This window comes from Nocardiopsis sp. FIRDI 009, assembly GCF_003386285.1.
GTDB lineage: Bacteria > Actinomycetota > Actinomycetes > Streptosporangiales > Streptosporangiaceae > Nocardiopsis.
Map to the genome: position 1 here is coordinate 102,724 of NZ_QPNC01000024.1, position 24,539 is coordinate 127,262.

Genomic DNA, 24,539 nt, shown 5'->3' on the forward strand with positions numbered 1-24,539 from the left:
CCCCTCCGTTCCGTCCCCGGGTCAGTCCCCGCCTCCGGGGCGGACCAGCCCGCTCTCGTAGGCGATCACCACCAGGCCGACCCGGTCGCGGGCCCCGAGCTTGCTCAGCACCCGCCCCACGTGGGTGCGGGCGGTCGCGGGGCTCAGATGCAGCCGCGCCCCGATCTCCTGGTTGGACATCCCCCGCCCGACCAGGGCCAGGACCTCGCGCTCGCGATCGGTGAGCACGTCCAGCCGTGCCGACGCCTCGGGCGCGACGGTGGTGTCGCAGAGCCGCTCGATCACCCGGCGGGTGACCCCCGGCGACAGCAGCGCCTCGCCCCGGGCCACGGTACGCACCGCCTCCCGCAGCGCGCGCGGTTCGGCGTCCTTGAGCAGGAAACCGGAGGCGCCCAGCCGCAGTGCGCTGAAGACGTTGTCGTCCTCCCCGAAGGTGGTGAGCACGACCACCCGGGTGTCGACGTGTCGGCCCGTGTCGGCTCGTCGATCCGTCGACGTGTCGACACGGCGCCGCTCCAACTCCCGGAGGACGGCGAGCCCGTCCACGGACGGCATCTGCAGGTCGAGCAGGACCACGTCCGGCCGCAGCCGGGCGATGTCGGCCAGGGCGGCGCGGCCGTCCCCGGACTCCCCCACCACCTCGACGCCCTCGTCCCGTTCCAGGAGTGAACGCACCCCCGCGCGAACGAGGGGCTGGTCATCGACGAGCAGGACGCGGATCACCGGTCTCCCCCGAGCGGCAGCCGGGCACGCACCCGGAACCCGCCCCCGGGAGCGGGCCCGGCCGCCACCGTCCCGCCGACCATGCGGACCCGCTCCCGCATGCCCGCCAGACCGCTGCCCCGAGACGGGTCCTCGGTCCGTCCCCCGCCGTCGTCGGTCACCACCACGTCCAACTCCTCACCCTCACGTGTGAACACCACCCGGGCGCGGTTCGCCGCCGCGTGCCGGAGCGTGTTGGTCAACGCCTCCTGGGCGATCCGGAAGGCGGTGGCGTCGACCAGGGCCGGGATCTCGCCCGCCCTCGGGACGCCCTCCACCCGCACCTCGACCCCGGCCGCCCGGACCGGCGCCACGAGCTCGTCCAGACGGGCGAGGGAGGCCACGCGTCCTCCGTCGGGGTCACCGCCCCGCAACGCGCGCACGGTCGCGCGCATCTCGCCGAGGGCGGCACGGGAGGCCTGACGGACGTGCCCGAGTTCGGCGCGGGCCCCGTCGACGTCCGCCGGAACGTCGTCGAGCGCCTCGGCGGCCACGGCCGCGTGCAGGGAGACCACGGAGAGGTGGTGGCCGACCGCGTCGTGCAGGTCGCGGGCGATCCGGGTGCGTTCGAGCGCCACGATCTCCGCCGCCTCCGCCGCGCGCGCCTGCGCGTCCAGGGCCGCGATCCGCGCCCGCTGCCCCTCCGCCCGGAACCGCTGCCACCGGACGTGTCCGAGAGCGGTGGCGGCGCCCATGATCGCCACGCTGGAGGCCAGTTCGTACCCCAGCAGGTAGGCGGGGTCGGTCCCCTGGCCGAGCCGGGCCAGGGTGGAGACGAGCAGCAACGCGGAGGCCGACCCCACGGACCAGGCGGTCCGCCCCGCCTCGGCCGCGGAGTACAGGGCCGCCGCGGCCGGCACGGCCAGGCCGATGGTCGGCAGGTCGAGCACGTAGTTGATGACGATGAGCACCGAGGTGGCCAGCACGACCGGGACCGGCCACCGCCTCCGGACGAGCATGAGGCCGCCGAGGGTCGCCGCCAGCGCGTACGCGAGGGGGGTGAGGTTCCCGGTCCCGGTGACGTCGGCCCCGGCCGCGATCGCCACCACGGCGAAGACCGCGATCCCGAGGAGGGCGTCGACGATGACGTCCCGGCGGCCGGACTGACGTGTCATGCGAGGATTCTACGGATCCCGGCCCCCGCCGTCCGGAGCCCCCCACCCATACCCCACCCCCGTACGCTGCGGCGATGTCCGACCGGGAATGCGGTGCGCCTACCATCGGTTGTGACTAACCGACTTTCCCCTGGGGTCACGTCCGTGGCCAGGGCAGCGACTGTGTGAAGGGCCTACGAGCGTGAGTGACGTCCGCAATGTCATCATCATCGGTTCCGGTCCCGCGGGGTACACCGCGGCCGTCTACGCCGCGCGCGCCGAACTGCGACCCCTGGTGTTCGAGGGCTCCATCACCGCGGGCGGCGCGCTCATGAACACGACCGACGTCGAGAACTTCCCCGGGTTCCCCGACGGCATCATGGGACCCGACCTGATGGACAACCTCCGCAAGCAGGCCGAGCGCTTCGGCGCCGAGCTGGTCCCCGACGACGTCACCGAGGTCGATCTCACCAAGCCGGTCAAGGAGGTCGTCGCGGGCGGCGAGACCTTCCTCGCCCACACGGTGATCCTGGCCACCGGCTCCGGCTACCGCGAGCTGGGCGTGCCCGGGGAGAAGGAGCTGTCCGGCCGCGGCACCTCGTGGTGCGCCACCTGCGACGGCTTCTTCTTCCGCGACCAGGACATCGCGGTCGTCGGCGGTGGCGACACCGCCATGGAGGAGGCGCTGTTCCTCACCCGCTTCGCCAAGTCCGTGACGGTGGTCCACCGCCGCGACCAGCTGCGCGCCAGCAAGATCATGGCCGAACGCGCCCAGGCCAACGAGAAGATCTCGTTCGTGTGGAACACCGAGGTCGTCGAGGTGCTCGGGGAGAAGAGCGTCACCGGCCTGAAGGTCGTCAACAACCAGACCGACGAGACCAGCACGCTCGACGTCACCGGCGTCTTCATCGCGATCGGCCACGACCCGCGCGTGGAGCTGTTCAACAAGCAGGTCGAGCTGGACGAGGAGGGCTACGTCAAGGTCGACGCCCCGTCCACCCGCACCAACCTCGACGGTGTCTTCGCCGCCGGTGACGTGGTCGACCACCAGTACCGCCAGGCGATCACGGCCGCCGGGACCGGCTGCGCCGCCGCCCTGGACGCCGAGCGCCACCTCGCCGAGATGGGGAACTGAGCCCCGAGTCCCGGCCCGTCCAGCCCGCCCCCGGTCTCACCGAACCAAGGAGCACCATGTCCACTCTCAAGCACGTCACCGACGCGTCCTTCAAGGACGACGTCCTGTCCAGCGACAAGCCGGTCCTCGTCGACTTCTGGGCGAGCTGGTGCGGTCCCTGCAAGCAGATGGAGCCGGTCCTGGAGAAGCTGGCGGCGGCCCACGGGGACAAGATCGAGGTCGTCAAGCTCAACACCGAGGAGAACGCCGACACTCCTCGCGAGTACAACGTCCTCTCCCTGCCGACGATGAACCTCTACAAGGACGGTGAGGTCGTCAAGCAGATCATCGGCGCCAAGCCGCTGCGCCTGCTAGAGAAGGAGCTCGCCGACTTCCTGTGACCGGCGAAGCGAGACGGAAGGCCCCCAGGGCGACCCTGGGGGCCTTCCGCCGTCACGGGCACCCCTGGGGTCCACCGCTCACCCCTGGGAGCCCCCACGGCCCCCACGGCCACCACGCGCCCCCCGAGGGCGCCCGAACAGCCCGCCGCCCCGTGCGCGGACTCGACGTCCGGCCGGGGCGGCGGGCGATGTTTCACGTGAAACAGGGGTCAGGGCTCGCGGGAGTCCATCTGGCCGATGATGCGCTCCAGGTCCTCCATCGTCGCGAACTCCACGACGATCTTGCCCTTCTTCTTGCCCAGGTCGACCTTGACCGTGGTGTCCAGGCGGTCGGCGAGACGGCTCGCCCACTCCTCCACCTGGGGCGGGGTGGACCGACGCGTCGGAGTGATCCGGGGCCGCTTCTCCCGAGGCTCGTCCATCTCCTCGCCCAGGTGGACGATCTCCTCCAGCGAGCGGACCGACAGGCCCTCCTCCACGACCCGCTGCGCGAGCCGCTCCTGGCGCTCGGGGTCGTCCACGGAGAGCAGGGTGCGGGCGTGTCCGGCGCTGAGGACCTTGGCGGCGATGCGGTTCTGCACCTTCTGCGGCAGGTTCAACAGGCGCAGCGTGTTGGAGATGTGCGACCGGGAGCGGCCGACGCGCTCGGCCAGCTCGCCCTGGGTGATGCCGAAGTCGTCCAGCAGGTCCTGGTAGGCGAGGGCCTCCTCCAGGGCGTCGAGTTCCTGCCGGTGCAGGTTCTCCAGGAGCGCGTCGCGGAGCAGCTCGGAGTCGTCGGTCTCACGGACGATCGCGGGGATCCGGTCGAGACCGGCCTCCTTGCTCGCGCGCCACCGCCGCTCCCCCATGATGAGTTCGTACCGGGGAACCCCCGCCTCGCCCTCGATCCTGCGCACGACGACGGGCTGGAGCACCCCCACCTCCCGGATGGAGTCGCGCAGATCCTCCAACGCCTGCTCGTCGAAGCGCTCACGGGGCTGGCGCGGGTTGGGGGTGATCGCGCCGAGCTCGATCTCCTCCAGGTACGTCCCGTCGGAGAGGCCCGCCGTCTCCGGGGCGCCCCCTGAGGGCGCGGGGACCGCGGGCCCCTGCGTGATGAGCGCGTTCAGTCCCTTGCCCAGTCCGCGCCGCTGCTGACTCACCGGCAACTACCTCCACTCTGCTCGAACACATCGGCGCCCCGGCTCCGCGCCGGGGCGACACCGCCGTCAGCCGCCGAGTCCCGGCGCGCGGTGCGCGATCTCCCGGGCCGCCTCCAGATAGGCCACCGCACCGGTGGACCCGGGGTCGTAGGTCATCACGGACTGGCCGTAGCTGGGCGCCTCGGACACGCGGACGCTGCGCGGCACCAGCGTCGTGAGCACCAGTTTGCCGAAGTGCGAGCGCACCTCGTCCGCGACCTGCTGCGAGAGACGGGTCCGACCGTCGTACATCGTCAGCACGACGGTACTGATCGCCAGTCCCGGGTTCAGGTGGGACTGGACGAGTTCGACGTTGCGGAGCAGCTGCCCCACACCCTCCAGGGCGTAGTACTCGCACTGGATCGGGATCATGACCTCGTCGCACGCCACCATCGCGTTGACCGTGAGCAGGCCGAGCGACGGCGGGCAGTCGATGAGGATGTAGTCGAGTTCCGAGGTGTCGTAGGCGTCGAGCGCGCGCTTGAGCCGGGCCTCACGGGCGACGAGGGAGACCAGTTCGATCTCCGCCCCCGCCAGGTCGATGGTGGCCGGGGCGCACCACAGGTTCGGGATGTCCGGCGCCGCCTGGACGAGCTTGCGCAGTTCCTCGTCCTCCACCAGGCAGTGGTAGATGGACTGGGTCTGGTTGTCGCGCTCCATGCCGAGCGCGGTGGAGGCGTTCCCCTGGGGGTCGAGGTCGACCACCAGGACGCGCTGGCCGTGCATCGCCAGGGCGGCCGCGATGTTGACCGTCGTCGTGGTCTTGCCGACGCCGCCCTTCTGGTTGGCGACGCTGATCACGCGGCAGGACTTCGGGCGGGGCCAGGCGTCATCGTGCCCGCGAACCGCCATCGCGGCGCGCGCCGCGCGCGCCAGGGGTGTGTCGGGGACGTCCGCTCCACCGGGGGCGGGGGCGTCACCGGCCCATGTTTCACGTGAAACACGGCGCTGGTCGTCGGGGGAGGTTTCACGTGAAACATCGAGCAGGTCCCCGTGGGCACCCGCGAAGGTTTCACGTGAAACACCGTCGTGGTCGGCTGGGTTCTGGGGCACGAATGAGTTCACCTCTTCCGTCCGCGCTTCTTCTTGCCGCCCCGCCCTTTCCGGGATCCCACTGACGGAGGCGGACCACCCTCGGATGTCACCGTGACGCGAACGACCGTGGTAGCGGGATCGACTTTACCCCGGCCGACCCTGATCACATCGCACTCACTCGGGCGCAGTTTGACAACGTCGTCGCGCGCGGCGGCCAACTCCGCCTCCGCCTGCTCCCCCTTGAGCGCCAGCAGACTGCCGCCCTTGCGCAGAAGGGGTAGCGCCCACCCGGCGAGGCGGGGCAGCGGGGCCACCGCCCGGGCGGTCACGAAGTCGGTGTACAGCTCCCCGTGCGCCTCCTCGGCTCGCCCGCGCCGTACCACGACGTTGGTCAGGTCGAGGGCCTCGACGGCCTCGTTCAGGAAGACCGTCCGCCGCAGGAGCGGCTCCAGGAGCGTCACCCTGATGTCGGGACGGAGCAGCGCCAGCACCAGACCGGGCAGACCGGCGCCCGAACCGATGTCGACCACCTCCGCCCCCTCCGGGAGCAAATCCTCCACGACGGCGCAGTTGATGAGGTGCCGCTCCCAGAGGCGGGGCACCTCGCGCGGACCGATCAGCCCCCGCCGCACACCGTCGTCGGCGAGAAGTTCGGCGTAGCGCCGTGCCTTCGGCAGCGTGTCACCGAAGACCGCCTCCGCCGCGGTCGGCGGGGCGGGCGGCACGGCGCCGGACTCCTCAGCGCCCGAGGTCATCGGTCACCACCTGTCGGAACTCGTCCATCATCACTTCCCACTGATCCTATGGTCGCGAGGCACCATGGTTTCACGTGAAACATGCGCCCGCCCCGGGATGTCCCCCCGGCCACGGGTCGGTGCGCCGCGCCGCGGCCCGGACGCCGTGTCGACCCGTCGACTTCTCGACCCCCGCACACGACAAGGGGGCGATGTTTCACGTGAAACATCGCCCCCGCGTTCCCTCCCGGGCGGGAGAACGCGCTCAGTCGGCGGGGTGGACCACCACGTAGCGGTGCGGCTCCTCGCCCTCCGACTCGCTCCGCAGACCGGCCGCGGCGACGGCGTCGTGCACCACCTTGCGCTCGAACGGCGTCATCGGCTCCAGCGCCTGGATCTCGCCGGTCCTGTTCACCTTCTCCGCGGTGTCGGCGCCGATCCGGGTGAGCACCCGGCGACGCTCCTCGCGGTAGCCGCCGATGTCGAGCATCAGCTTGCTCCGCTCCCCCGTGACCCGGTGGACGGCGAGTCGGGTCAGTTCCTGGAGCGCCTCCAGGACCTCGCCGTGGTCGCCGATCAGCTCGTCGAGCGTGGCGCCGACGACCGAGACCATCGCCCGGTCGCCCTCGACGTCCATGTCGATGTCACCGTCGAAGTCCGCGATGTCGAGGAGCCCCTCGATGTAGTCCGCGGCGATGTCGCCCTCGTTCTCCAGGGCCTCGATGTCGATCTCGGGCTCGGGCGCGTCGGCCACCGCTACTCCACCGCTCTCTTCCTCACTATGTCCCACAGCGTTCCCGTCTCCTCATCATGCACGCCCTGACCGTCGTACGCCTCAGGGGCTGTGTCGCCTGCGCACTTCGTTGAGATCCTCCGCGGCCGACGTGACGACGCCCCTAGCGGGACCCGCCGCCACCGCGCTTGGAGCGCGGCTGCTTCTTCGGCTGCCTGCGTTCGATCTTAGGCTGTTCCTTCGGCTCCGGCGCGGATTCGGCGGCCTTCTTCCTGCCGAGCATGCCCTTGGCCGGACCACCGGAGGGGGTGCCGTCGGTCTTGGCGCCCTCGGCGCCGGGGGTCGGCTGGTTCTTGTAGAGGAAGTGCTGCTGCACCATCGTCCAGACGTTGGAGGTGACCCAGTAGACCAGCACACCCACCGGCATCATGAGGCCGAAGAGCCCGAACAGGGGCGCCATGTACATCATGATCTTCTGCGTCTGCATCATCGGGTTGTCCGGCATCTGCGCGGTGCTGCGCTTGATGCTCTGACGCATGGTGAGGAAGGTCGTGGTGCCCATGATGACGCACGCGATCGCGATGACGGCCTTCGCCAGCACCGCGTTCGAGGCGCCCAGGGCGAGCAGCTCCTCGGGGGAGCTGTTGAACTGGGCGGCGATCGGCGCCTCGAAGATCAGCGCCTGGCGGGCGCTGTCGGCCAGCTCCTCGGAGAAGCCGTACTGGGCGTTGCCCTCGGCGACGCTGCGCAGGACGTTGAACAGCGCGAAGAAGACCGGCATCTGCAGGAGGAGCGGAAGGCAACCCATGATCGGGTTGGTGCCGCTCTCCTGGTAGAGCTTCATCGACTCGCGGTTCAGGCGCTCCCGGTCGTGCTTGTAGCGCTCCCGGAGCTTCATGATCTTCGGCTGGATCTCCTGCATCTTCCGCTGCGTGTTCATCTGTTTGACGAACAGCGGAACCATGAGGAGCCGCATGAGCACGGTGAGCAGCAGGATGGACAGACCCCACGCCCACCCGCTGTCGGGGTTGAGACCGACGAAGGTCAGACCCTCATGGATCCTGGCCAACGTCCAGCCGACGATGTTGTAAAGCCAGTCGAGCACCGGCCAACTCCTATTTGCCTCGGTTCAGCTACTGGTCCCCGGGAGCGGGTCCGGTGCCTCCGGCTCCGCCCGCCGACTCCTCGGACCCGGTGTGCCCCCGCGTCCTCGGCGGCGGCACCGGGTCGAGACCCCCCGGGTTGAAGGGGTGGCAGCGGGCGATGCGCCGGGTTCCCAGCCACACCCCCCGCAGGGCCCCGTGCACGCGCAACGCCTCGACGGCGTACGCGCTGCACGAGGGGTAGAAACGGCAGACCGGGGGGAAGAGCGGACTGATGAAGCGCTGGTAGCCCCGGATCGGGAGGATCAGCAGCCGCGCGAAAGCCGTCGGTCTGTGCTCGGTCATCGGCCCGTCCGTTCTCCGCCCCCGTCCGGGCGGCGCCCGGACGCCGTCCCGTTCCCCGTCGGCACGGCCGCCGACGCGGGCGATCCGCCTCGGCCCCGCCGGCGGCGGGACGTCCCTCGGGGCCGCATCGCCGCGGCGATCGCACTGTCGAGTTGCGCGTCCAGCTCCGCCTGCCGCGCCGTGGCGGCGGCGGGCTTGGCACGCACCACCAGCAGGCTACCGTTTGGCAGAACAGCCAACCGGGTCCGCATCACGTGACGGAGGCGGCGTTGCACCCGCTTGCGGACCACCGCTCCCCCGACCGCCTTGCTCACGACGAAACCGACACGCGGCGGCTCGGCGGGTTCCGGGGCGTCCGGAGGCGGGGGGAGGTAGACCACGGCCACGGCCCCGCGCGAGGCGCGGCGTCCCGAGCGCATGACGGAGCCGAACTCGGAGCTACGGCGCATCCGGTTCCGCGACGACAGCATGGAGACTCCCTCCGGGACTCGGGCCTCGTCCCACGACAAAGGGACCGGCCGGCGAGAGGCCGGACCGGTCCCGAGGAACGTGGCGCTGGGCGTGGCCTAGTGGCTCACGGTCAGCGCGGCGCGCCCCTTGCGGCGACGCGAGGCGATGATGGCGCGACCGGCGCGCGTACGCATGCGCAGCCGGAAGCCGTGGACCTTCGCGCGACGCCGGTTGTTCGGCTGGTACGTACGCTTGCTCACTGCTGGCTCCAGGGGCGTGTCAGGAAAGTACTACGACAGACCCCCAAGCATATGCGGGGCCTCACGGTGCATGAACCGAGGCCGCGCCGTCCTGTGGACACGGGCGCGGGCAGATCATCGGCATAAGCATAAAGAAGATACGACCAGGTCGGGTCGGGGTCAAATCAGACGGCGCCCCCGTCCCCGCCCCGCCCTCCGGCGAGGGGCGGGCGCGACGGTGGCGCGGACCACGCGCGGGGCCCGCGCCACACCCTGTGGACAACCGGTTGTCCACAGGGTGTGGCGCGTCCACATCCGAGCCGCCCTGTGGATAACCTCAACCTGTGGATAACCCGCCCCTCGTCCTCCGTCCGCCCCCCAGGCAAGCCGAAGAATCCGTTTTACACAGCTTGTGAACTGGGATTTGTGGATAACCCGGCGCTGCGCACAGAGATCTGCCATCCTGTGGATAAACCTGTGTACAACCTGTGGACAACAGGCTCTGGCTGTGGATACCGAGGCACGAACGCCCACGTCCGCCGTGGTCGGGGTCCGGTTGTCCACAGGCCGGTGAGCGACCGGCCCACCCGCCGTCCACACCTCCTCCCGCCCCGGCACCCCCGGAGTGGGAGGACAATGGAAGTTCGTTCCGCGTGCCCGGGAGGGGTCCGCGCGGAGCCATGACCGACGACACACCGCGACGACCCGCAGGGTCTCCCCGTCCCCTCCTGTTCCAATCCGCACCGAACAGATCCGCACCGAAGGGACAGCAACCATGGCAGGTCACCGTGGCTGACGCACAGGTCAACCTCGCAGTGGTCTGGTCCAGCGTGCTGGACGGGATCGACAACGACTCCCTCCCCGCGCACCAGCGCGCCTGGCTGCCCCAGACCCGTCCGCTGGGTCTGATCGAGGACACCGCGCTCATCGCCGCCCCCAACGAGTTCACCAAGAAGGTGTTGGAGACGCGGCTCTACCCGGCGATCAGCCGGGCGCTCTCCGCCCACCTCGGCCGGGACATCCGGGTCGCGGTCACGGTCGATCCCACGGCCGTGCCGACCCCGCCGCCCTCTCCCGCGGCCACGCCCCCCGAGCCGACCGGACGGCACTCGCGTCCGGAACCGGCGCCGTCACCGGCGCCCGTGCGGCCGCGCCCCGACCCGGGTGCGGCCGCCCCGCCCCACCGCTCCCCCGAGGCGGCGCCGACGGCGAACGACGGCCCGAACCGGGGTGACGTGCTCGGTTCCACGCCCGCGACGGAGGCCGCTCCCCCCTTCCCCGGGACCCCCGGGAACGGAACGTCCGCGCAGCCGGGTCCCGCCCCGGACGGGGCCGCCCCCGTGCCCGGCGCCACCGGACCGGAGCCCCACCGGGCGTGGCGGTCCACCTCGTGGGAACAGCCCGCGCAGCAGTCCTCGTGGCAGCAGACGACCTGGGACGAGGCCGCGTGGGACCAGCCGAACCGCTGGGAGACCCCCCAGCCTGAGGCGTCCCCGCAGGCGCCCGCCGCGTCGGACCCGCCCGGGCCCCCCGCCACACCGACGACGTCCCCGGTGTCCGCCGAGCGGGCGGACGCGTCCGACGCCGAGGCGCTCCCGGATCCCTCCGGTGGACAGGAGGAATCGGACGAGGCGCCCAGGGACGCGCCGGGCGCTCCCCCCGGCCGCTCCCCCGAGGTGCCCACGGGTGAGCACGCCCGGCTGAACCCGAAGTACACCTTCGACACGTTCGTCATCGGCTCCAGCAACCGCTTCGCCCACGCGGCGTCGGTCGCCGCGGCGGAGGCCCCGGCGAAGGCCTACAACCCGCTGTTCATCCACGGCGGTTCCGGGCTGGGCAAGACCCACCTCCTGCACGCCATCGGGCACTACACGCACCGGCTCTACGAGGGCTCGCGGGTGCGCTACGTCAGCTCCGAGGAGTTCACCAACGAGTTCATCAACTCGATTCGGGACGGCAAGGCGGACGGGTTCCGCCGCCGGTACCGGGACATCGACGTCCTCCTGGTGGACGACATCCAGTTCCTGGAGAACAAGGAGCAGACACAGGAGGAGTTCTTCCACACCTTCAACACGCTGCACAACTCCGACAAGCAGATCGTCATCTCCAGCGACCGGCCGCCCAAACAGCTGACCACGCTGGAGGACCGGATGCGCAGTCGGTTCGAGTGGGGGCTGCTCACCGACGTCCAACCTCCGGAGTTGGAGACCCGCATCGCCATCCTGCGGAAGAAGGCGGCCCAGGAGGGGCTCGCCGCCCCGCCGGAGGTGCTGGAGTTCATCGCCAGCAAGATCTCCACCAACATCCGGGAGCTGGAGGGGGCGCTGATCCGCGTCACCGCCTTCGCCAGCCTCAACCGGCAGTCGGTCGACCTCGACCTGACCGGTCAGGTCCTGCGCGACCTCGTCCCCAGCACCGAGGTCCCCGAGATCACGGCGGGGGCGATCATGTCCCAGACGGCCGCCTACTTCGGGCTGAGCGTCGACGACCTGTGCGGGACCTCCCGCTCCCGCGTCCTGGTGACCGCCCGGCAGATCGCCATGTACCTGTGCAGGGAGCTCACCGACCTGTCCCTGCCCAAGATCGGGCAGCAGTTCGGCGGCCGGGACCACACCACGGTCATGCACGCCGACCGCAAGGTCCGCGCGCTGATGGCCGAACGCCGGTCCATCTACAACCAGGTGCACGAGCTCACGAGCCGGATCAAGGACCAGCCCCCGCTCGCCTGAGCCGGGGAGACGACAGGGGGAGACGGCGCCTTCCGGGGGCGGCCCGCGGCGGCGGGCCGCCCCCGCCGCGTTCCCTCCCTCTCCTCGCCCCTCCACCGCCCCGTGCGGGGTTATCCACAGGTTCTGGGGACAACCGCCGACTCGGGACGGGTTCGGCGCGTGATCCGCCCGAAGGCGCCTCCGCGCCCGCTGTCGCACGGTTTCCCCGTCCCCGTCGGGCTTGTCGCCCCTGTTGCACTGGCCACACACCGGGCGCGGGCACCCTCACCAGCGCGTTTCGTCCTCATCCACACGGGTGCGCGCACGGGGCTGTGGACAAACCTGTGCACAACCCGTTCGTCCTGGTTCGCGAGGTCTGTGTGGGGGCACGGAAAAAAACTTCTCGACTTTCTTGGCCAAGTTATCCACAGGATGGAGGCCGAATCTGTGGACAACCATGTGGACAACCTGTGGACAAGTGGCTCTGAGTTGTGGGTAACCGGGGGTGCTCCTGTGGACGCGTTGCCCGACGATCGGACCACCGAACCACCGGCTGCTGTGGACAACCCAGGGGAAAACTGTGGACGCCGCTGTGGACAGAGTGTGGACAACCTGTGGGCGGCTTCGTTCGTCCACAGGCGGCCCGAGTTACCCACAGCGTCACCCACAGGCCCTGTGGACAAAAAATGCTGCACTGACCTGCGAGAACAAGGGTTATCCACACTATCCACAGGCCCTACTACTACTGCGCACCTTCATTAACCCAGATGTGGCTTCACAACAGCTCCGCGGAAAATCTGTGGACAACTCGCCGATCGGCGAGCGACGGAGCGCCATCCCCGAGTCGTCAGCGACAGCGGTGGAATCCGGGTAACGTGTGGTCTCGCCCCTGTCCACCGCCGCCCGATCCGAGCGGTGGTCCCACGGGAGCCGAGGCCGCCCCGGTGGTGCCGGCGCACCCGCTCGCCGCGATGGTCGCCCACCCGCCCCGGAGCCTCGGTCGACCCACCCACGAGCTGCAACGTTGAGGCTTCGACCGGTTCCGCCGGTCGTGCGGAAAGTGAGTCGGAAAGTGAAGTTCCGGGTCGAACGCGACGTACTGGCCGACGCAGTCGCCTGGACCGCGCGCACACTCCCGACGCGCCCCTCGGTCCCGGTGCTCGTCGGCGTCCTGCTCGACGCAGGCGAGTTCGACGGTCGCCAGCAGGTCCGGCTGTCCGGCTTCGACTACGAGGTCTCCACCCAGGCCGCGGTCGACGTCGAGGTCGACGAACCCGGTACGGTCCTGGTCCCCGGCAAGCTCCTGGCCGAGATCACGCGCAACCTTCCTCCACAGCCTGTGGAGATCTCCACCGACGGAGCCAAGGCCGTCGTGACCTGCGGCAGCGCCAAGTTCACGCTGACCACCATGCCGGTCGAGGACTACCCGACCCTGCCCGAGATGCCCGGTGTGAGCGGCACCGTCGGCAGTGACGCCTTCGCCGCCGCCGTCAGCCAGGTCGCCGTCGCCGCGGGCCGCGACGACACCCTGCCGATGCTCACCGGCGTGCGGGTCGAGATCGAGGGCGAGACCATCACCCTCGCCTCCACCGACCGCTACCGCCTGGCCGTGCGCGAGCTGACCTGGAAGCCGGAGAACCCCGAGCTGTCCGCCGTCGCCCTCGTTCCCGCCAAGACGCTGCACGACACCGCCAAGTCGCTCACCTCGGGCGCCGAGGTCTCGGTCGCGCTCTCCAGCGGCGAGACCGGCGACGGCATGATCGGCTTCGAGGGCGGCGGCCGCCGCACCACGACCCGGCTCCTGGACGGCGAGTTCCCCAAGTACCGCGCGCTCCTGCCGGACAGCTTCAACACCGTCGCCGAGGTCAGCCGCACCGAGTTCGTCGAGGCCGTCAAGCGGGTGTCGCTGGTCGCCGAGCGCAACACCCCGCTCCGCCTGGCCTTCAGCCCCGGCCGCCTGGTCCTGGAGGCCGGGACCGGCGAGGACGCCCAGGCCGTCGAGGTCCTGGAGGCCGACCTGGAGGGCGAGGACATCCAGATCGCGTTCAACTCGGGCTTCCTGCTCGACGGGCTCGGCGCCATCGGCACCGACACCGCGCGCCTGAACTTCACGACCTCGACCAAACCGGCGATCCTCACCGGCAAGCCCGCCGAGGAGGGGGCGGACCCCGAGTACCGCTACCTGATCATGCCGGTGCGCCTGTCCGGCTGATCCGGTACCGGTTCGATTGACTTGCGTCTGCCGTACCGTGTCCGCGGCCACTGCCCGGACCGGACGGCGCCAACGTGTCCACAGGCGGCGAAGGGGAGCACTGCCATGCAGCTCGGAATGATCGGTCTCGGCAAGATGGGCGGCAACATGGCCGCCCGGCTCCGGGAGAAGGGCCACGAGGTCGTCGGCTACGACGTGTCCTCCGACGAGCGGGACGTGGCGAGCCTGGCCGAGCTGGTCGACCGGCTCGACGCGCCGCGCGTCGTGTGGGTGATGGTCCCCTCCGGCGACCCGACCGCCGCGACCATCAACGAGCTCGGCGGCCTCCTGCAGGAGGGCGACCTGGTCATCGAGGGCGGCAACTCCCACTACGTCGACGACCGGGCCCGCGCCGAGCAGCTCGGCGCCAAGGGCGTCGGCTACCTCGACGTCGGCGTCAGCGGCGGCGTCTGGGGCCGTCAGAACGGCTACGGCATCATGGTCGGCGGTTCGGCGGTGGACGTCGAGCGCGCCCGTCCGCTCTTCGAGTCGCTCACCCCCGACTCGGGCGGCGGCTTCGTGCACGCGGGGGCCGTCGGCGCCGGGCACTTCGTCAAGATGGTCCACAACGGCATCGAGTACGGCATGATGCAGTCCTTCGCCGAGGGATACGAGCTCATGGCCGCCTCAGGGATCGTCGACGACGTCCCCGGCACCTTCGAGAGCTGGCGCGAGGGCACGGTCGTCCGCTCCTGGCTGCTCGACCTGCTCAGCCGCGCCCTGGAGGAGGACCCCGACCTCTCCGAGCTGCGCGGTTACGCCCAGGACTCCGGTGAGGGCCGCTGGACGGTCCAGGCCGCGGTCGACCACGCCGTCCCCGCGCCCGCGATCACCGCCGCGCTCTACGCCCGCTTCGCCTCCCGGCAGGACGACAGCCCGGCGATGAAGGTCGTGGCCGCGCTGCGCAACCAGTTCGGCGGCCACGCCGTGACCAAGTCCGGCCCCGACCCCCGCACCCCCTCCCGGGACTGAGAACCGACCCGCACCGCCCCGGGAACGCGCCGCCGCCCGCCGGGCCCGGCACGGCCGGACCGGACCCGGGGCACCCGCGCCCGTGATCCCGCGCCACCGTCCCGGAGGAGGGCCGGATGTACGTTTCCCATCTGCAACTGGTCGACTTCCGGTCCTACGAGGACGTGCTGCTGGAACTGGGCCCCGGCGTGAGCGCGTTCGTCGGGGCCAACGGCCAGGGCAAGACCAACCTCGTCGAGGCGGTCGGCTACGTGGCCACCCTCGGCAGCCACCGGGTCTCCTCGGACACCCCGCTCATCCGGCGGGACGCGCCCCGCGCGGTCATCCGGACCAAGGTCGTGCGCGACGAGCGGTCCATGGTGGTGGACCTGGAACTCAACCCCGGCCGCGCCAACCGGGCCCGGATCAACCAGGCCGCCGCCGGTCGGCCCCGCGACGTCCTGGGGATCCTCCGCACCGTGCTGTTCGCCCCCGAGGACCTGGCCCTGGTCAAGGGCGACCCCGGTGAGCGGCGGCGCTTCCTCGACGACCTGCTCGTGGCGCGCGCGCCACGGATGGCCGGGGTGCGCGCCGACTACGACCGGGTGCTCAAACAGCGCAACGCCCTGCTGAAGTCGGCGTCCGGACGGATGTTCCAGCAGCGCTCGGCACCCGACCTGAGCACCCTGGAGGTCTGGGACGCCCACCTGGCGGAGACCGGGGCCGAACTGCTGGCGGCGCGGTTGGCGCTCGTGGCGAGGCTGCGGCCGCTGGTGGCGCGGGCCTACGCGGGACTGACCGACTCCGGGGGCCCGGCCGTGCCCTCCTACCGCTGCTCGGCCGAACCCGACGGGGGTGAACCGGACGTCGACCGTCCACAGCTTGTGGACATCCTCCGGTCCGCGATGGCCGAGGCGCGGGACCGCGAGCTCCGACGGGGGGTCAGCCTCGTCGGTCCGCACCGCGACGAACTCCACCTCCAGCTCGGCGGACTGCCGGCGAAGGGGTACGCGAGCCAGGGGGAGTCCTGGTCCTACGCCCTGTCCCTCAAGCTCGCCGCGTTCGACCTGCTCAGGGCGGACGGGGACGATCCCGTCCTCATCCTCGACGACGTGTTCGCCGAGCTGGACAGCGAACGCCGCCGGCGGTTGGCCGAGCGCGTGCGCGATGCCGAACAGGTCCTGGTGACCGCGGCGGTGCCCGACGACATTCCCGAGGAACTGGACGGCGTCCGGTTCGCGGTGGGCGCGGGGGTGGTCGGACGTGAGTGACGCCCGTCCACAGCCTGTGGATCCCCGTGCGCGCCCCGGGGGCGCGGACACCGCGCTCGGGGGCGGGACCGAACCGGCCCCGGCCGGTCCCGCGGCCCCGGCCGTCTCCGGAGCCGACCTCGCCCGGCAGGCGCTCGCCCGAGCCCGTGCGGAGGCCCGGGAGCGCGGGGCGACCCCCCGCGGGGCGCCGCGCGCCCGCAAACGTGGCCGGATCCGGTCACGCAACGAGCCGCAGCTCTTCGGCGACGCCGTGCGGACGTGGCTGATCGAGCACGGGTGGCAGGAGCAGGTGGCGATCGGCGGGGTGTTCGGCCGGTGGTCGGACATCGTCGGCGAGTTCAATGCACAGCGGCTCCGTCCGGAGAGTTATTCGGACGGAGAACTCGTCGTGGTGGCCGATTCACCGACGATGGCGGCTCAGGCACGATCGATGGTGCGTGACCTCATGCGCCGTCTGAACCAGGAACTCGGTGAGGGGACGGTCGTCTCCATCAAGGTGCGGGGACCCGGGTTCCGTCGCCGCTGAGGCCCCCGTCCGGGGCCGGTTCCGCCGCCGACGGGGACGTGGGGGATGTTTTCGCAGGTCGGAGTCGCGCCAGGGGGAGGGCTTCCGGCGGGCGGGATGCGAGGCTCCGCGGAACGGAAGCCGGACCGGCGATCGGGGCCGTCCGCCCAGGGGCCACTGAACCGCTCCGGAACTTGCGCGAGGGGTCACCCGCGTGTAGGGACTCGGCTCCCTCCCCGAACGTTCGTTGTCGAGCGGCACAGCGCCGCGAATGCTCCTTTGTCGCACGGCGCGGGGTATCATGGAGGCGGTTCTTCAGATGCCTGTAGCCGGTACCACGCCCCCAGGAAAGGGTGGGCGGACGGCCCGTACGGTGCTGTGGTGATCCCCCTGGTGTCGCGATACGCCGACCCCTTCGGTCACCACCCCGTGGGCTGACCGTCGTCCGCTCGGCCACGGCCGGCAGGCGTCCTCAGCAGGAGGGTGTTCCCACTTGGCCTACGACGCTCGATCAATCACGGTCCTTGAGGGGCTTGAGGCGGTACGCAAGCGCCCAGGGATGTACATCGGTTCCACCGGTGAGCGGGGCCTGCACCATCTGGTCTACGAGGTGGTCGACAACTCCGTCGACGAGGCGCTGGCGGGTCACGCCAGCGCCATCGAGGTGACCCTGCTGGCCGACGGCGGCGTGCGTGTGGCCGACAACGGCCGTGGCATCCCCACCGACCTCCACCCCGTGGAGAAGCGCCCGGCCGTCGAGGTCGTACTGACCACGCTGCACGCGGGCGGCAAGTTCGACGGCAAGTCGTACGCGGTCTCCGGCGGTCTGCACGGTGTGGGCGTCTCCGTCGTCAACGCGCTGTCCACGGCGCTGGACGTGGAGATCCGCCGCGACGGACACGTCTGGCGGCAGCACTACGAGATGACCCGTCCGGTGGGCGACCTGGTCAAGGGCGAGGAGACCGACCAGACCGGCACCCAGATCACCTTCTGGCCGGACGGCGACATCTTCGAGACCACGGTCTTCAGCTTCGAGACCCTCGCCCGCCGGATGCAGGAGATGGCCTTCCTCAACAAGGGGCTGTCCATCACCATCCGCGACGAGCGGCCCGAGCACACCGCCGACGGCGGCCCGACGGTCAACACCTTCCACTACGACGAGGGCCTGTCCGACTACGTCCGGCACATCAACGCCAAGAAGGAGCCGGCGCACGCGTCGATCATCTCCTTCGAGGAGGACGGCGACGGCATCTCGGTCGAGATCGCCATGCAGTGGAACCAGTCCTACACCTCGTCCGTGCACACCTTCGCCAACACGATCAACACGGCGGAGGGCGGCACCCACGAGGAGGGCTTCCGGTCCGCGCTGACCACGCTGGTCAACCGGTACGCGCGGGACCAGAGGCTGCTGCGGGACAAGGACGACAACCTCACCGGCGACGACATCCGGGAGGGTCTGACCGCGATCATCTCGGTCAAGCTGGCCGACCCGCAGTTCGAGGGCCAGACCAAGACCAAGCTCGGCAACACCGAGGCCAAGTCCTTCGTCCAGAAGGTCACCAACGAGCACCTGCGCGACTGGTTCGAGCGCAACCCGGGCGAGGCCAAGGACATCGTGTCCAAGGCCAGCCAGGCCGCCCGCGCCCGCATCGCCGCCCGCCAGGCCCGCGACCTGACCCGCCGCAAGACCCTGCTGGAGTCCACCTCCCTCCCGGGCAAGCTGTCCGACTGCCAGTCGACCAACCCGGAGGAGTGCGAGCTCTACATCGTCGAGGGCGACTCCGCGGGCGGTTCCGCCAAGGGCGGCCGTGACCCGCAGCACCAGGCGATCCTGCCGATCCGCGGCAAGATCCTCAACGTGGAGAAGTCGCGGATCGACCGCATCCTCAAGAACAACGAGGTCCAGGCGATCATCACCGCCCTGGGCACCGGTATCCACGAGGACTTCGACGCCAGCAAGCTGCGGTACCACAAGATCATCCTCATGGCCGACGCCGACGTCGACGGCCAGCACATCCGCACCCTGCTGCTCACCCTGCTGTTCCGTTTCATGAAGCCGCTGGTCGAGGCCGGGAACGTCTATCTGGCCCAGCCGCCGCTGTACAAGATCAAGTGGGACCAGCGCGGCAGCGACGCGGGGTACGCCTTCTCCGACGCCGAGCGCGACCGGATCATCGAGGCCGGGATCGCCGCCGGGAAGAAGGACCCGCGCCCGCGCGACATGGTGCAGCGGTTCAAGGGTCTGGGCGAGATGAACGCCAACGAGCTGTGGGACACCACCATGGACCCCGAACGCCGGGTGCTGCTCCAGGTCAGTCTGGAGGACGCGGCCCAGGCCGACGAGATGTTCAGCGTGCTCATGGGCGAGGACGTCGAGTCGCGGCGCTCCTTCATCCAGCGCAACGCCAAGGACGTCCGCTTCCTGGACATCTAGTCCGTGCCGCCCTGGTCGCGCCCCCGCGGGCGGCGGCCGGGCGGGAGAACCACGCTCAACGAAGCTTCGTAGAAGGGATCGACATCCGTGACGGATGCGAACAACCCGGACTCTCCCGAGGGTGCGGACTCCGCCGTTGAGGCCCCGGTGAGGGACCGGATCGAGCCGGTCGACATCCAGGTCGAGATGCAGCGCAGCTACCTCGACTACGCCATGTCCGTCATCGTCGGCCGTGCCCTGCCCGACGTGCGCGACGGCCTCAAGCCGGTCCACCAGCGCGTGCTCTACGCGATGTACGACGGCGGCTACCGGCCCGACCGCGGGTTCTTCAAGTGCGCCCGCGTCGTCGGCGACGTGATGGGTAACTACCACCCGCACGGCGACAGCGCGATCTACGACACCCTGGTGCGCCTGGCCCAGTGGTGGTCGATGCGCATGCCGCTGGTCGACCCGAACGGCAACTTCGGCTCGCCGGGCAACGACCCGGCCGCCGCCATGCGCTACACCGAGTGCAAGCTCGCGCCGCTGGCCATGGAGATGCTCCGGGACATCGACAAGGAGACCGTCGACTTCCGGCCCAACTACGACGGCCGCTCCTCCGAACCCGTCGTCCTCCCCGCCCGGTTCCCGAACCTGCTGGTCAACGGCTCGTCCGGGATCGCGGTCGGCATGGCGACCAACATCCCGCCGCACAACCTGCGCGAGGTCGCGGCCGGCGTCAACTGGTACCTGGAGAACCCGGACGCCGACGACGAGGCGCTGCTGGACGCGCTCATCGAGCGGATCAAGGGCCCGGACTTCCCCACGCGCGGCCTCATCGTGGGCAAGCGGGGGATCGAGGAGGCCTACCGGACCGGGCGCGGCTCCATCACCATGCGCGCGGTCGTGGAGGTGGAGGAGGACAGCCGCGGGCGCCAGACGCTGGTGGTCACCGAGCTGCCCTACCAGGTCAACCCGGACAACCTGGCGCTGAAGATCGCCGACCTGGTCAAGGACGGCAAGGTCAGCGGTATCGCCGACGTGCGCGACGAGAGCAGCGGCCGGACCGGTCAGCGCCTGGTCATCGTGCTCAAGCGCGACGCCGTCGCCAAGGTGGTGCTCAACAACCTCTACAAGCACACCCAGCTCCAGGAGACCTTCGGCGCGAACATGCTCGCGCTGGTCGACGGGGTGCCGCGGACCCTGCGCCTGGACCAGATGATCCGGCACTGGGTCAAGCACCAGATCGAGGTCATCGTCCGCCGGACGCGCTACCTGCTGCGCAAGGCCGAGGAGCGGGCGCACATCCTGCGTGCGCTGCTGCGGGCGATGGACCGCATCGACGAGGTCATCAACCTCATCCGCGCCAGCGCCTCCGCGGACGAGGCGCGCACCGGCCTCATGGGTCTGCTGGAGATCGACGACATCCAGGCCCGCGCCATCCTCGACATGCAGCTGCGCAAGCTGGCCGCGCTGGAGCGCAACCAGCTCACCTCGGAGTACGACGAGCTGATGGCCCAGATCGCGGACTACAACGACATCCTCACCTCGGACCCGCGTCAGCGGTCCATCGTCCGCGAGGAGCTGGCCGAGATCGTCGAGAAGTACGGCGACGAGCGGCGCACGCACATCATCCCGTTCGAGGGTGACATGCGCATGGAGGACTTCATCGCCGAGGAGGACGTGGTCGTCACGATCTCCCGCGGCGGGTACGCCAAGCGCACGCGGATCGACAACTACCGGGCGCAGAAGCGCGGCGGCAAGGGTGTGCGCGGGGCGCAGCTCAAGCAGGACGACATCGTCCAGCACTTCTTCGTCACCACCACCCACCACTGGATCCTGTGCTTCACCAACCAGGGCCGGGTGTACCGGACGAAGGCCTACGAGCTGCCGGAGGCCGCCAGGGACGCGCGCGGCCAGCACGTGGCCAACCTGCTGCCGTTCCAGCCGGGCGAGGAGATCGCGCAGATCATGGCGCTGCGCGACTACGAAGCCGCGCCGTACCTGGTGCTCGCCACCCGTGAGGGCCTGGTGAAGAAGTCGCGTCTGGCGGACTTCGACTCGGCGCGCTCGGCGGGGATCATCGCGATCAACCTGCGCGAGGGCGACGAGCTGATCGCCGCGCGGCTGGTCTTCCCCGACGACGACCTGCTGCTGATCTCCAGCGACGCCCAGGCGATCCGGTTCTCGGCCTCCGACGAGTCGCTGCGGCCGATGGGACGGGCGACCAGCGGTGTGATCGGCATGCGCTTCATGGAGGGTGACTACCTGCTGAGCATGGACGTCATCCGCCTCGGGGACGGGTCCTCCGACGTCCTGGTGGCCACGGAGAACGGCTACGCCAAGCGCACCCCGGCCGACCAGTACCCGGTGCAGAACCGGGGCGGCAAGGGCGTTCTGACGGCCAAGGTCGTGGAGGCCCGCGGCAAGCTGGTCGGCGCGATGATGGTCGACCCCGAGGTGGACGAGATCTTCGCGATCACGTCCGCGGGCGGGGTGATCCGCACCGGGGCCGCCGAGGTCAAGCAGTCCGGCCGCACCACCATGGGTGTGCGCCTGATGAACCTCGACAAGGGCAACAAGATCGTGGCCGTGGCGCGCAACGCCGAGGCCGCCGAGGACGCCGACGAGGCCGGGTCCGACGACACGGCCGAGGGCGCGGTGACCGGGGAAGGAAACCCCGAGTCCTAGACTGCGCGTTAGGTCCTTTTGGTCCCGTGGGGTTCCGTTCGTGAACCCCGCGGGACACCGCTCTTCGCGGCATTCACCCGTCTCAACGAAAGTCCAGCGGTAACGTTTCTATGTCTGACAACCAGCGGAACACCCCCACGAACGAATCCGAAGCGGACACGGCGGTGACCGCCGGAGACGAGGCGGCGGAGAGGGACACGGTCGAGGAGTCCGAGCCGACGGGCGCCGAGACCGCCGAGGCGACCACCACCGAGGACGAGGGGTCCACGGAGGGGAAGGACGCCGAGGAGGACGAGGACTCCGACCAGGAGCGGACCTCCGAGGCCGGGTCGGAGGCGCCCGAGCGTTCGACCCCGATCTTCGCGGCCGCCGAGCCGGAGTCCGACGAGGGTTCCGTGGCGGACCGCGCGGAGGCGGGAGAGACGGCAGTGACCGATTCCGAGGCATCGGCCCCCCAGGGGCCGGGCGCCGTGAAGGCGACGATGTCGAGCCGCAAGGCACACCTGACGGTCTCCCGTGTGGAGCCGTGGTCGGTGATGAAGTTCAGCTTCGTCGTGTCCCTGGTGTGCTTCATCGTCCTGTTCGTCGCGGTCGCGGTGATCTATGCGACCCTGTCCATGCTCGGTGTCTTCGACGAGGTCACCAGCATGATGGAGGCACTCCTGGAGGGCGAGGCGAACACGGGTGAGGGCGAACTCGGCCTGAACCCGGCCGCGTGGTTCTCCCCGGGGCGCGTCCTGGGCTACACGGGTGTGATCGGGGCGCTGAACATCGTGCTGATCACCGCCCTGTCCACGGTGGGCGCGATGGTGTACAACCTGGTCGCCGACCTGGTCGGCGGCGTGGACGTCACGCTGACCGAGGCCGAGTAGGGCCTCGACGGAACGGCCCCGGACGTGACGTCCGGGGCCGTTCCGCGTCCGGGGCGACGGTGGCCCGAGCACTCCGGAAACCCGGTAAAATGGGAGGTGAAGAGGGACGCGGTCGCCCGTATCCCTCCGGCTTCCGCGTCACGATCCGGTTCGCTCCGCGCGCCGGGATGCGGTAGAGTTCCTCGAGGAACGAGGGCGTATAGCTCAGTCGGTTAGAGCGCATCCCTGATAAGGATGAGGCCCCAGGTTCAAGTCCTGGTACGCCCACCCAGTTTCACCTGGTCAGAGCCTTGCTTCTCCGGTAGGAGAGCAGGGCTCTTTCTCGTTTGACCGTCATTTGACCGTGGGATCCCACGGCATCCCCTGGCGGAGCGCCCCACACTCCCCCGGCGCCGCGCGGTATCGACCGGACGCGGAGTCGACAACCGGTCGAGTCGCTATGTCGACCCGGCTGTGGCCGGTCGCCGGCGCCGTTCGCGGTGACCTGGCGGGGTGGAAGGTCACGGTCTCTCCTGGCGCCGGACGGCGTGCGCGAGTCGTTTGACGCGGTCGCTGATATGGGTGAAGGCTTCCTCGAAGGCGGTGCCGGTGTTCACCCGTAGGGGGTCGGGGACCGACCAGTGCAGGCGTTGGCGGCTGGGAGGGAGTTCCTCGTGCGCGCTGTCGCAGACCGCGACGATCAGGTCCCCCTCGCGCAGCACCTCGTCCACGTGGGCGGTGGTTCGGGAGCTCAGCGACAGCCCGTGACGTCTGGCGGTGACCAGTGCCCCCTCGTGGACACGGGGCCCGGGGTGTGTTCCGGCCGACGCGGCGGGGACGTGACTGTGGTTCTCCCACAGCGCGGCGGCCAGTTGGGAGCGAGCCGTGTTGTGGGTGCACACGAACACCACGCGGGGTGTGCGCAGGAGGGTGGCCGGCGCCAGGGCTGAGAGGGCCTCAGGACGGAGGCGGATGTAGACCCGGCGGTGGTCGGCCTCGGAACGGACGCGGACGATGACACCGGCCTCCTCCAGGACGCGCAGGTGGTAGGCGACGAGGTTGGAGCGCATCCCCACCAGGTCGCCCAGTTCGCTGGGGGAGGCGTCGCCGGTCCGCAGGGCGTCGGTGATGGCCAGGCGGGCGCTGTCCGCTAGGACCGCGTGCAGTCTGGACCGCTGCTCCAAGGAGACGTCAGCGTTCATCGGTTCGATGTTCACCGGGTGAGGGTGCGTGGACAAGGACTTGCTCCTTCCAGTCGCTCGAAATCCGTCAGGACTTCGGGGCCTGTTCCGGGGCAGGCCATGTCTGTCGCGGTGGCCGCGACGTTTCCGGTGACCCTCCCCGGGCCCGATTCCGAGTGCCTTGCTGCCGCTGAGGGGTCGTGGCTTCCGTCTTCCTGGGTGATCAGCTGTGTGGAGAGCGTTCCCTGGGAGGGTTCGGTCCGGTGGCCGATCCGTCCGACGTCGGAGGTGCGGGCTGGTGCGGATCACGGAGTGGCCGAACGGCGTCCCGCCCTCTGGGAGGAGATCGAAGCACACCGCGAAGAGATGTGCACGCCTTCGGGGCGCGGAACGTGGGACCCATGAGAGCGTCACCGCACAGCCCGTCCCCTGACCTCGGTATCTTGAATCCATGTCACGGAAAGGTCGACGCCGGGATTGTCGCGAAGACAGATCGGTGATCCTGTGTACCCGGGGATGGGGGGGT

At 70.3% G+C, this 24,539-nt stretch carries 21 protein-coding genes and 1 tRNA gene; 11 read left to right on the forward strand and 11 right to left on the reverse strand.

The window, feature by feature from the left end; genetic code table 11:
- Positions 1–21: 21 nt before the first annotated feature.
- A complete protein-coding gene (locus tag DVR05_RS20600; protein WP_116247542.1) occupies positions 22–723 on the reverse strand; it encodes a response regulator transcription factor in 702 nt (233 codons plus the stop codon).
- Positions 720–1,877 carry a sensor histidine kinase gene (locus DVR05_RS20605; RefSeq protein WP_116247543.1) on the reverse strand — a complete coding sequence of 386 codons (1,158 nt, stop codon included), beginning with the start codon at positions 1,875–1,877 and terminating at the stop codon, positions 720–722. The genes DVR05_RS20600 and DVR05_RS20605 overlap by 4 nt, the downstream gene beginning before the upstream one ends.
- Before the next feature lie 181 nt (positions 1,878–2,058).
- Here DVR05_RS20605 and trxB point away from each other — a divergent pair, with 181 nt between their 5' ends.
- Both trxB and trxA read left to right on the forward strand, forming a co-directional pair.
- The gene (gene trxB, locus DVR05_RS20610) at positions 2,059–2,991 is read left to right on the forward strand and encodes a thioredoxin-disulfide reductase (RefSeq protein WP_116247544.1); all 933 of its coding nucleotides are present in this window, start codon (positions 2,059–2,061) and stop codon (positions 2,989–2,991) included.
- A gap of 56 nt (positions 2,992–3,047) precedes the next feature.
- A complete protein-coding gene (gene trxA / locus DVR05_RS20615; protein WP_116247545.1) occupies positions 3,048–3,371 on the forward strand; it encodes a thioredoxin in 324 nt (107 codons plus the stop codon).
- 209 nt (positions 3,372–3,580) lie between these two features.
- On the opposite strand, the gene DVR05_RS20620 is transcribed toward trxA, so the two are convergent.
- The 8 genes from DVR05_RS20620 to rpmH form a co-directional block, all read right to left on the reverse strand.
- Positions 3,581–4,513, reverse strand: a complete 933-nt coding sequence (locus tag DVR05_RS20620; RefSeq protein WP_116247546.1) for a ParB/RepB/Spo0J family partition protein — start codon at positions 4,511–4,513, stop codon at positions 3,581–3,583.
- Between the two features lie 66 nt (positions 4,514–4,579).
- Positions 4,580–5,404 (reverse strand): AAA family ATPase, encoded by an 825-nt coding sequence (locus DVR05_RS20625; RefSeq protein WP_198659262.1) that lies wholly within the window; start codon positions 5,402–5,404, stop codon positions 4,580–4,582.
- Between the two features lie 209 nt (positions 5,405–5,613).
- Positions 5,614–6,342 (reverse strand): 16S rRNA (guanine(527)-N(7))-methyltransferase RsmG, encoded by a 729-nt coding sequence (rsmG, locus tag DVR05_RS20630; protein ID WP_116247547.1) that lies wholly within the window; start codon positions 6,340–6,342, stop codon positions 5,614–5,616.
- A 244-nt stretch (positions 6,343–6,586) separates the two neighbouring features.
- Positions 6,587–7,075 (reverse strand): R3H domain-containing nucleic acid-binding protein, encoded by a 489-nt coding sequence (locus tag DVR05_RS20635; RefSeq protein WP_116247548.1) that lies wholly within the window; start codon positions 7,073–7,075, stop codon positions 6,587–6,589.
- Positions 7,076–7,217: 142 nt separating this feature from the next.
- Positions 7,218–8,159 (reverse strand): membrane protein insertase YidC, encoded by a 942-nt coding sequence (gene yidC / locus DVR05_RS20640; protein ID WP_116247549.1) that lies wholly within the window; start codon positions 8,157–8,159, stop codon positions 7,218–7,220.
- Positions 8,160–8,187: 28 nt separating this feature from the next.
- The gene (gene yidD, locus DVR05_RS20645; RefSeq protein ID WP_116247550.1) at positions 8,188–8,502 is read right to left on the reverse strand and encodes a membrane protein insertion efficiency factor YidD; all 315 of its coding nucleotides are present in this window, start codon (positions 8,500–8,502) and stop codon (positions 8,188–8,190) included.
- Entirely contained in the window at positions 8,499–8,972 is a 474-nt protein-coding gene (gene rnpA, locus DVR05_RS20650; protein WP_116247551.1) for a ribonuclease P protein component, read from the reverse strand. Before rnpA ends, yidD begins: the two co-directional genes overlap by 4 nt.
- 96 nt (positions 8,973–9,068) lie before the next feature.
- On the reverse strand, positions 9,069–9,212 hold the full coding sequence (rpmH, locus tag DVR05_RS20655; RefSeq protein WP_013155858.1) for a 50S ribosomal protein L34: 144 nt from the start codon (positions 9,210–9,212) through the stop codon (positions 9,069–9,071).
- 659 nt (positions 9,213–9,871) lie between these two features.
- Here rpmH and dnaA point away from each other — a divergent pair.
- The 9 genes from dnaA (at position 9,872) to DVR05_RS20700 (ending at position 23,120) form a co-directional block, all read left to right on the forward strand.
- Entirely contained in the window at positions 9,872–11,920 is a 2,049-nt protein-coding gene (dnaA, locus tag DVR05_RS20660) for a chromosomal replication initiator protein DnaA (RefSeq protein ID WP_116247552.1), read from the forward strand.
- A 1,051-nt stretch (positions 11,921–12,971) separates the two neighbouring features.
- The gene (gene dnaN, locus DVR05_RS20665; RefSeq protein ID WP_116247553.1) at positions 12,972–14,111 is read left to right on the forward strand and encodes a DNA polymerase III subunit beta; all 1,140 of its coding nucleotides are present in this window, start codon (positions 12,972–12,974) and stop codon (positions 14,109–14,111) included.
- A gap of 105 nt (positions 14,112–14,216) precedes the next feature.
- Positions 14,217–15,122 (forward strand): phosphogluconate dehydrogenase (NAD(+)-dependent, decarboxylating), encoded by a 906-nt coding sequence (gene gnd / locus DVR05_RS20670; protein ID WP_116247554.1) that lies wholly within the window; start codon positions 14,217–14,219, stop codon positions 15,120–15,122.
- Between the two features lie 116 nt (positions 15,123–15,238).
- Positions 15,239–16,372, forward strand: a complete 1,134-nt coding sequence (recF, locus tag DVR05_RS20675) for a DNA replication/repair protein RecF (RefSeq protein ID WP_116247555.1) — start codon at positions 15,239–15,241, stop codon at positions 16,370–16,372.
- 16 nt (positions 16,373–16,388) lie between these two features.
- Positions 16,389–16,898, forward strand: a complete 510-nt coding sequence (locus DVR05_RS27535; protein ID WP_369974564.1) for a DUF721 domain-containing protein — start codon at positions 16,389–16,391, stop codon at positions 16,896–16,898.
- A 472-nt stretch (positions 16,899–17,370) separates the two neighbouring features.
- Positions 17,371–19,311 carry a DNA topoisomerase (ATP-hydrolyzing) subunit B gene (gene gyrB / locus DVR05_RS20685; protein ID WP_116247556.1) on the forward strand — a complete coding sequence of 647 codons (1,941 nt, stop codon included), beginning with the start codon at positions 17,371–17,373 and terminating at the stop codon, positions 19,309–19,311.
- An 87-nt stretch (positions 19,312–19,398) separates the two neighbouring features.
- Positions 19,399–21,981 carry a DNA gyrase subunit A gene (gene gyrA / locus DVR05_RS20690; protein ID WP_232832239.1) on the forward strand — a complete coding sequence of 861 codons (2,583 nt, stop codon included), beginning with the start codon at positions 19,399–19,401 and terminating at the stop codon, positions 21,979–21,981.
- A 110-nt stretch (positions 21,982–22,091) separates the two neighbouring features.
- Entirely contained in the window at positions 22,092–22,853 is a 762-nt protein-coding gene (locus DVR05_RS20695; protein ID WP_116247558.1) for a DUF3566 domain-containing protein, read from the forward strand.
- Positions 22,854–23,046: 193 nt separating this feature from the next.
- Positions 23,047–23,120: transfer RNA gene (locus DVR05_RS20700), tRNA-Ile, on the forward strand.
- A 233-nt stretch (positions 23,121–23,353) separates the two neighbouring features.
- Here DVR05_RS20700 and DVR05_RS20705 read toward each other — a convergent pair.
- Complete coding sequence (locus DVR05_RS20705; RefSeq protein ID WP_232832240.1) at positions 23,354–24,070, reverse strand: helix-turn-helix domain-containing protein; 717 nt, start codon at positions 24,068–24,070, stop codon at positions 23,354–23,356.
- Positions 24,071–24,539: the final 469 nt, after the last annotated feature.

Excerpts from the sequence above, each read along its gene's own strand:
- DVR05_RS20605 (WP_116247543.1), bottom strand. The coding sequence starts at position 1,877 with ATGACACGTCAGTCCGGCCGCCGGGACGTCATCGTCGACGCCCTCCTC.
- trxA (WP_116247545.1), top strand. The coding sequence starts at position 3,048 with ATGTCCACTCTCAAGCACGTCACCGACGCGTCCTTCAAGGACGACGTC.
- DVR05_RS20625 (WP_198659262.1), bottom strand. The coding sequence starts at position 5,404 with ATGGCGGTTCGCGGGCACGATGACGCCTGGCCCCGCCCGAAGTCCTGC.
- rsmG (WP_116247547.1), bottom strand. The coding sequence starts at position 6,342 with ATGACCTCGGGCGCTGAGGAGTCCGGCGCCGTGCCGCCCGCCCCGCCG.
- yidD (WP_116247550.1), bottom strand. The coding sequence starts at position 8,502 with ATGACCGAGCACAGACCGACGGCTTTCGCGCGGCTGCTGATCCTCCCG.
- rnpA (WP_116247551.1), bottom strand. The coding sequence starts at position 8,972 with ATGCTGTCGTCGCGGAACCGGATGCGCCGTAGCTCCGAGTTCGGCTCC.
- dnaA (WP_116247552.1), top strand. The coding sequence starts at position 9,872 with ATGACCGACGACACACCGCGACGACCCGCAGGGTCTCCCCGTCCCCTC.
- gnd (WP_116247554.1), top strand. The coding sequence starts at position 14,217 with ATGCAGCTCGGAATGATCGGTCTCGGCAAGATGGGCGGCAACATGGCC.
- recF (WP_116247555.1), top strand. The coding sequence starts at position 15,239 with ATGTACGTTTCCCATCTGCAACTGGTCGACTTCCGGTCCTACGAGGAC.
- DVR05_RS20695 (WP_116247558.1), top strand. The coding sequence starts at position 22,092 with ATGTCTGACAACCAGCGGAACACCCCCACGAACGAATCCGAAGCGGAC.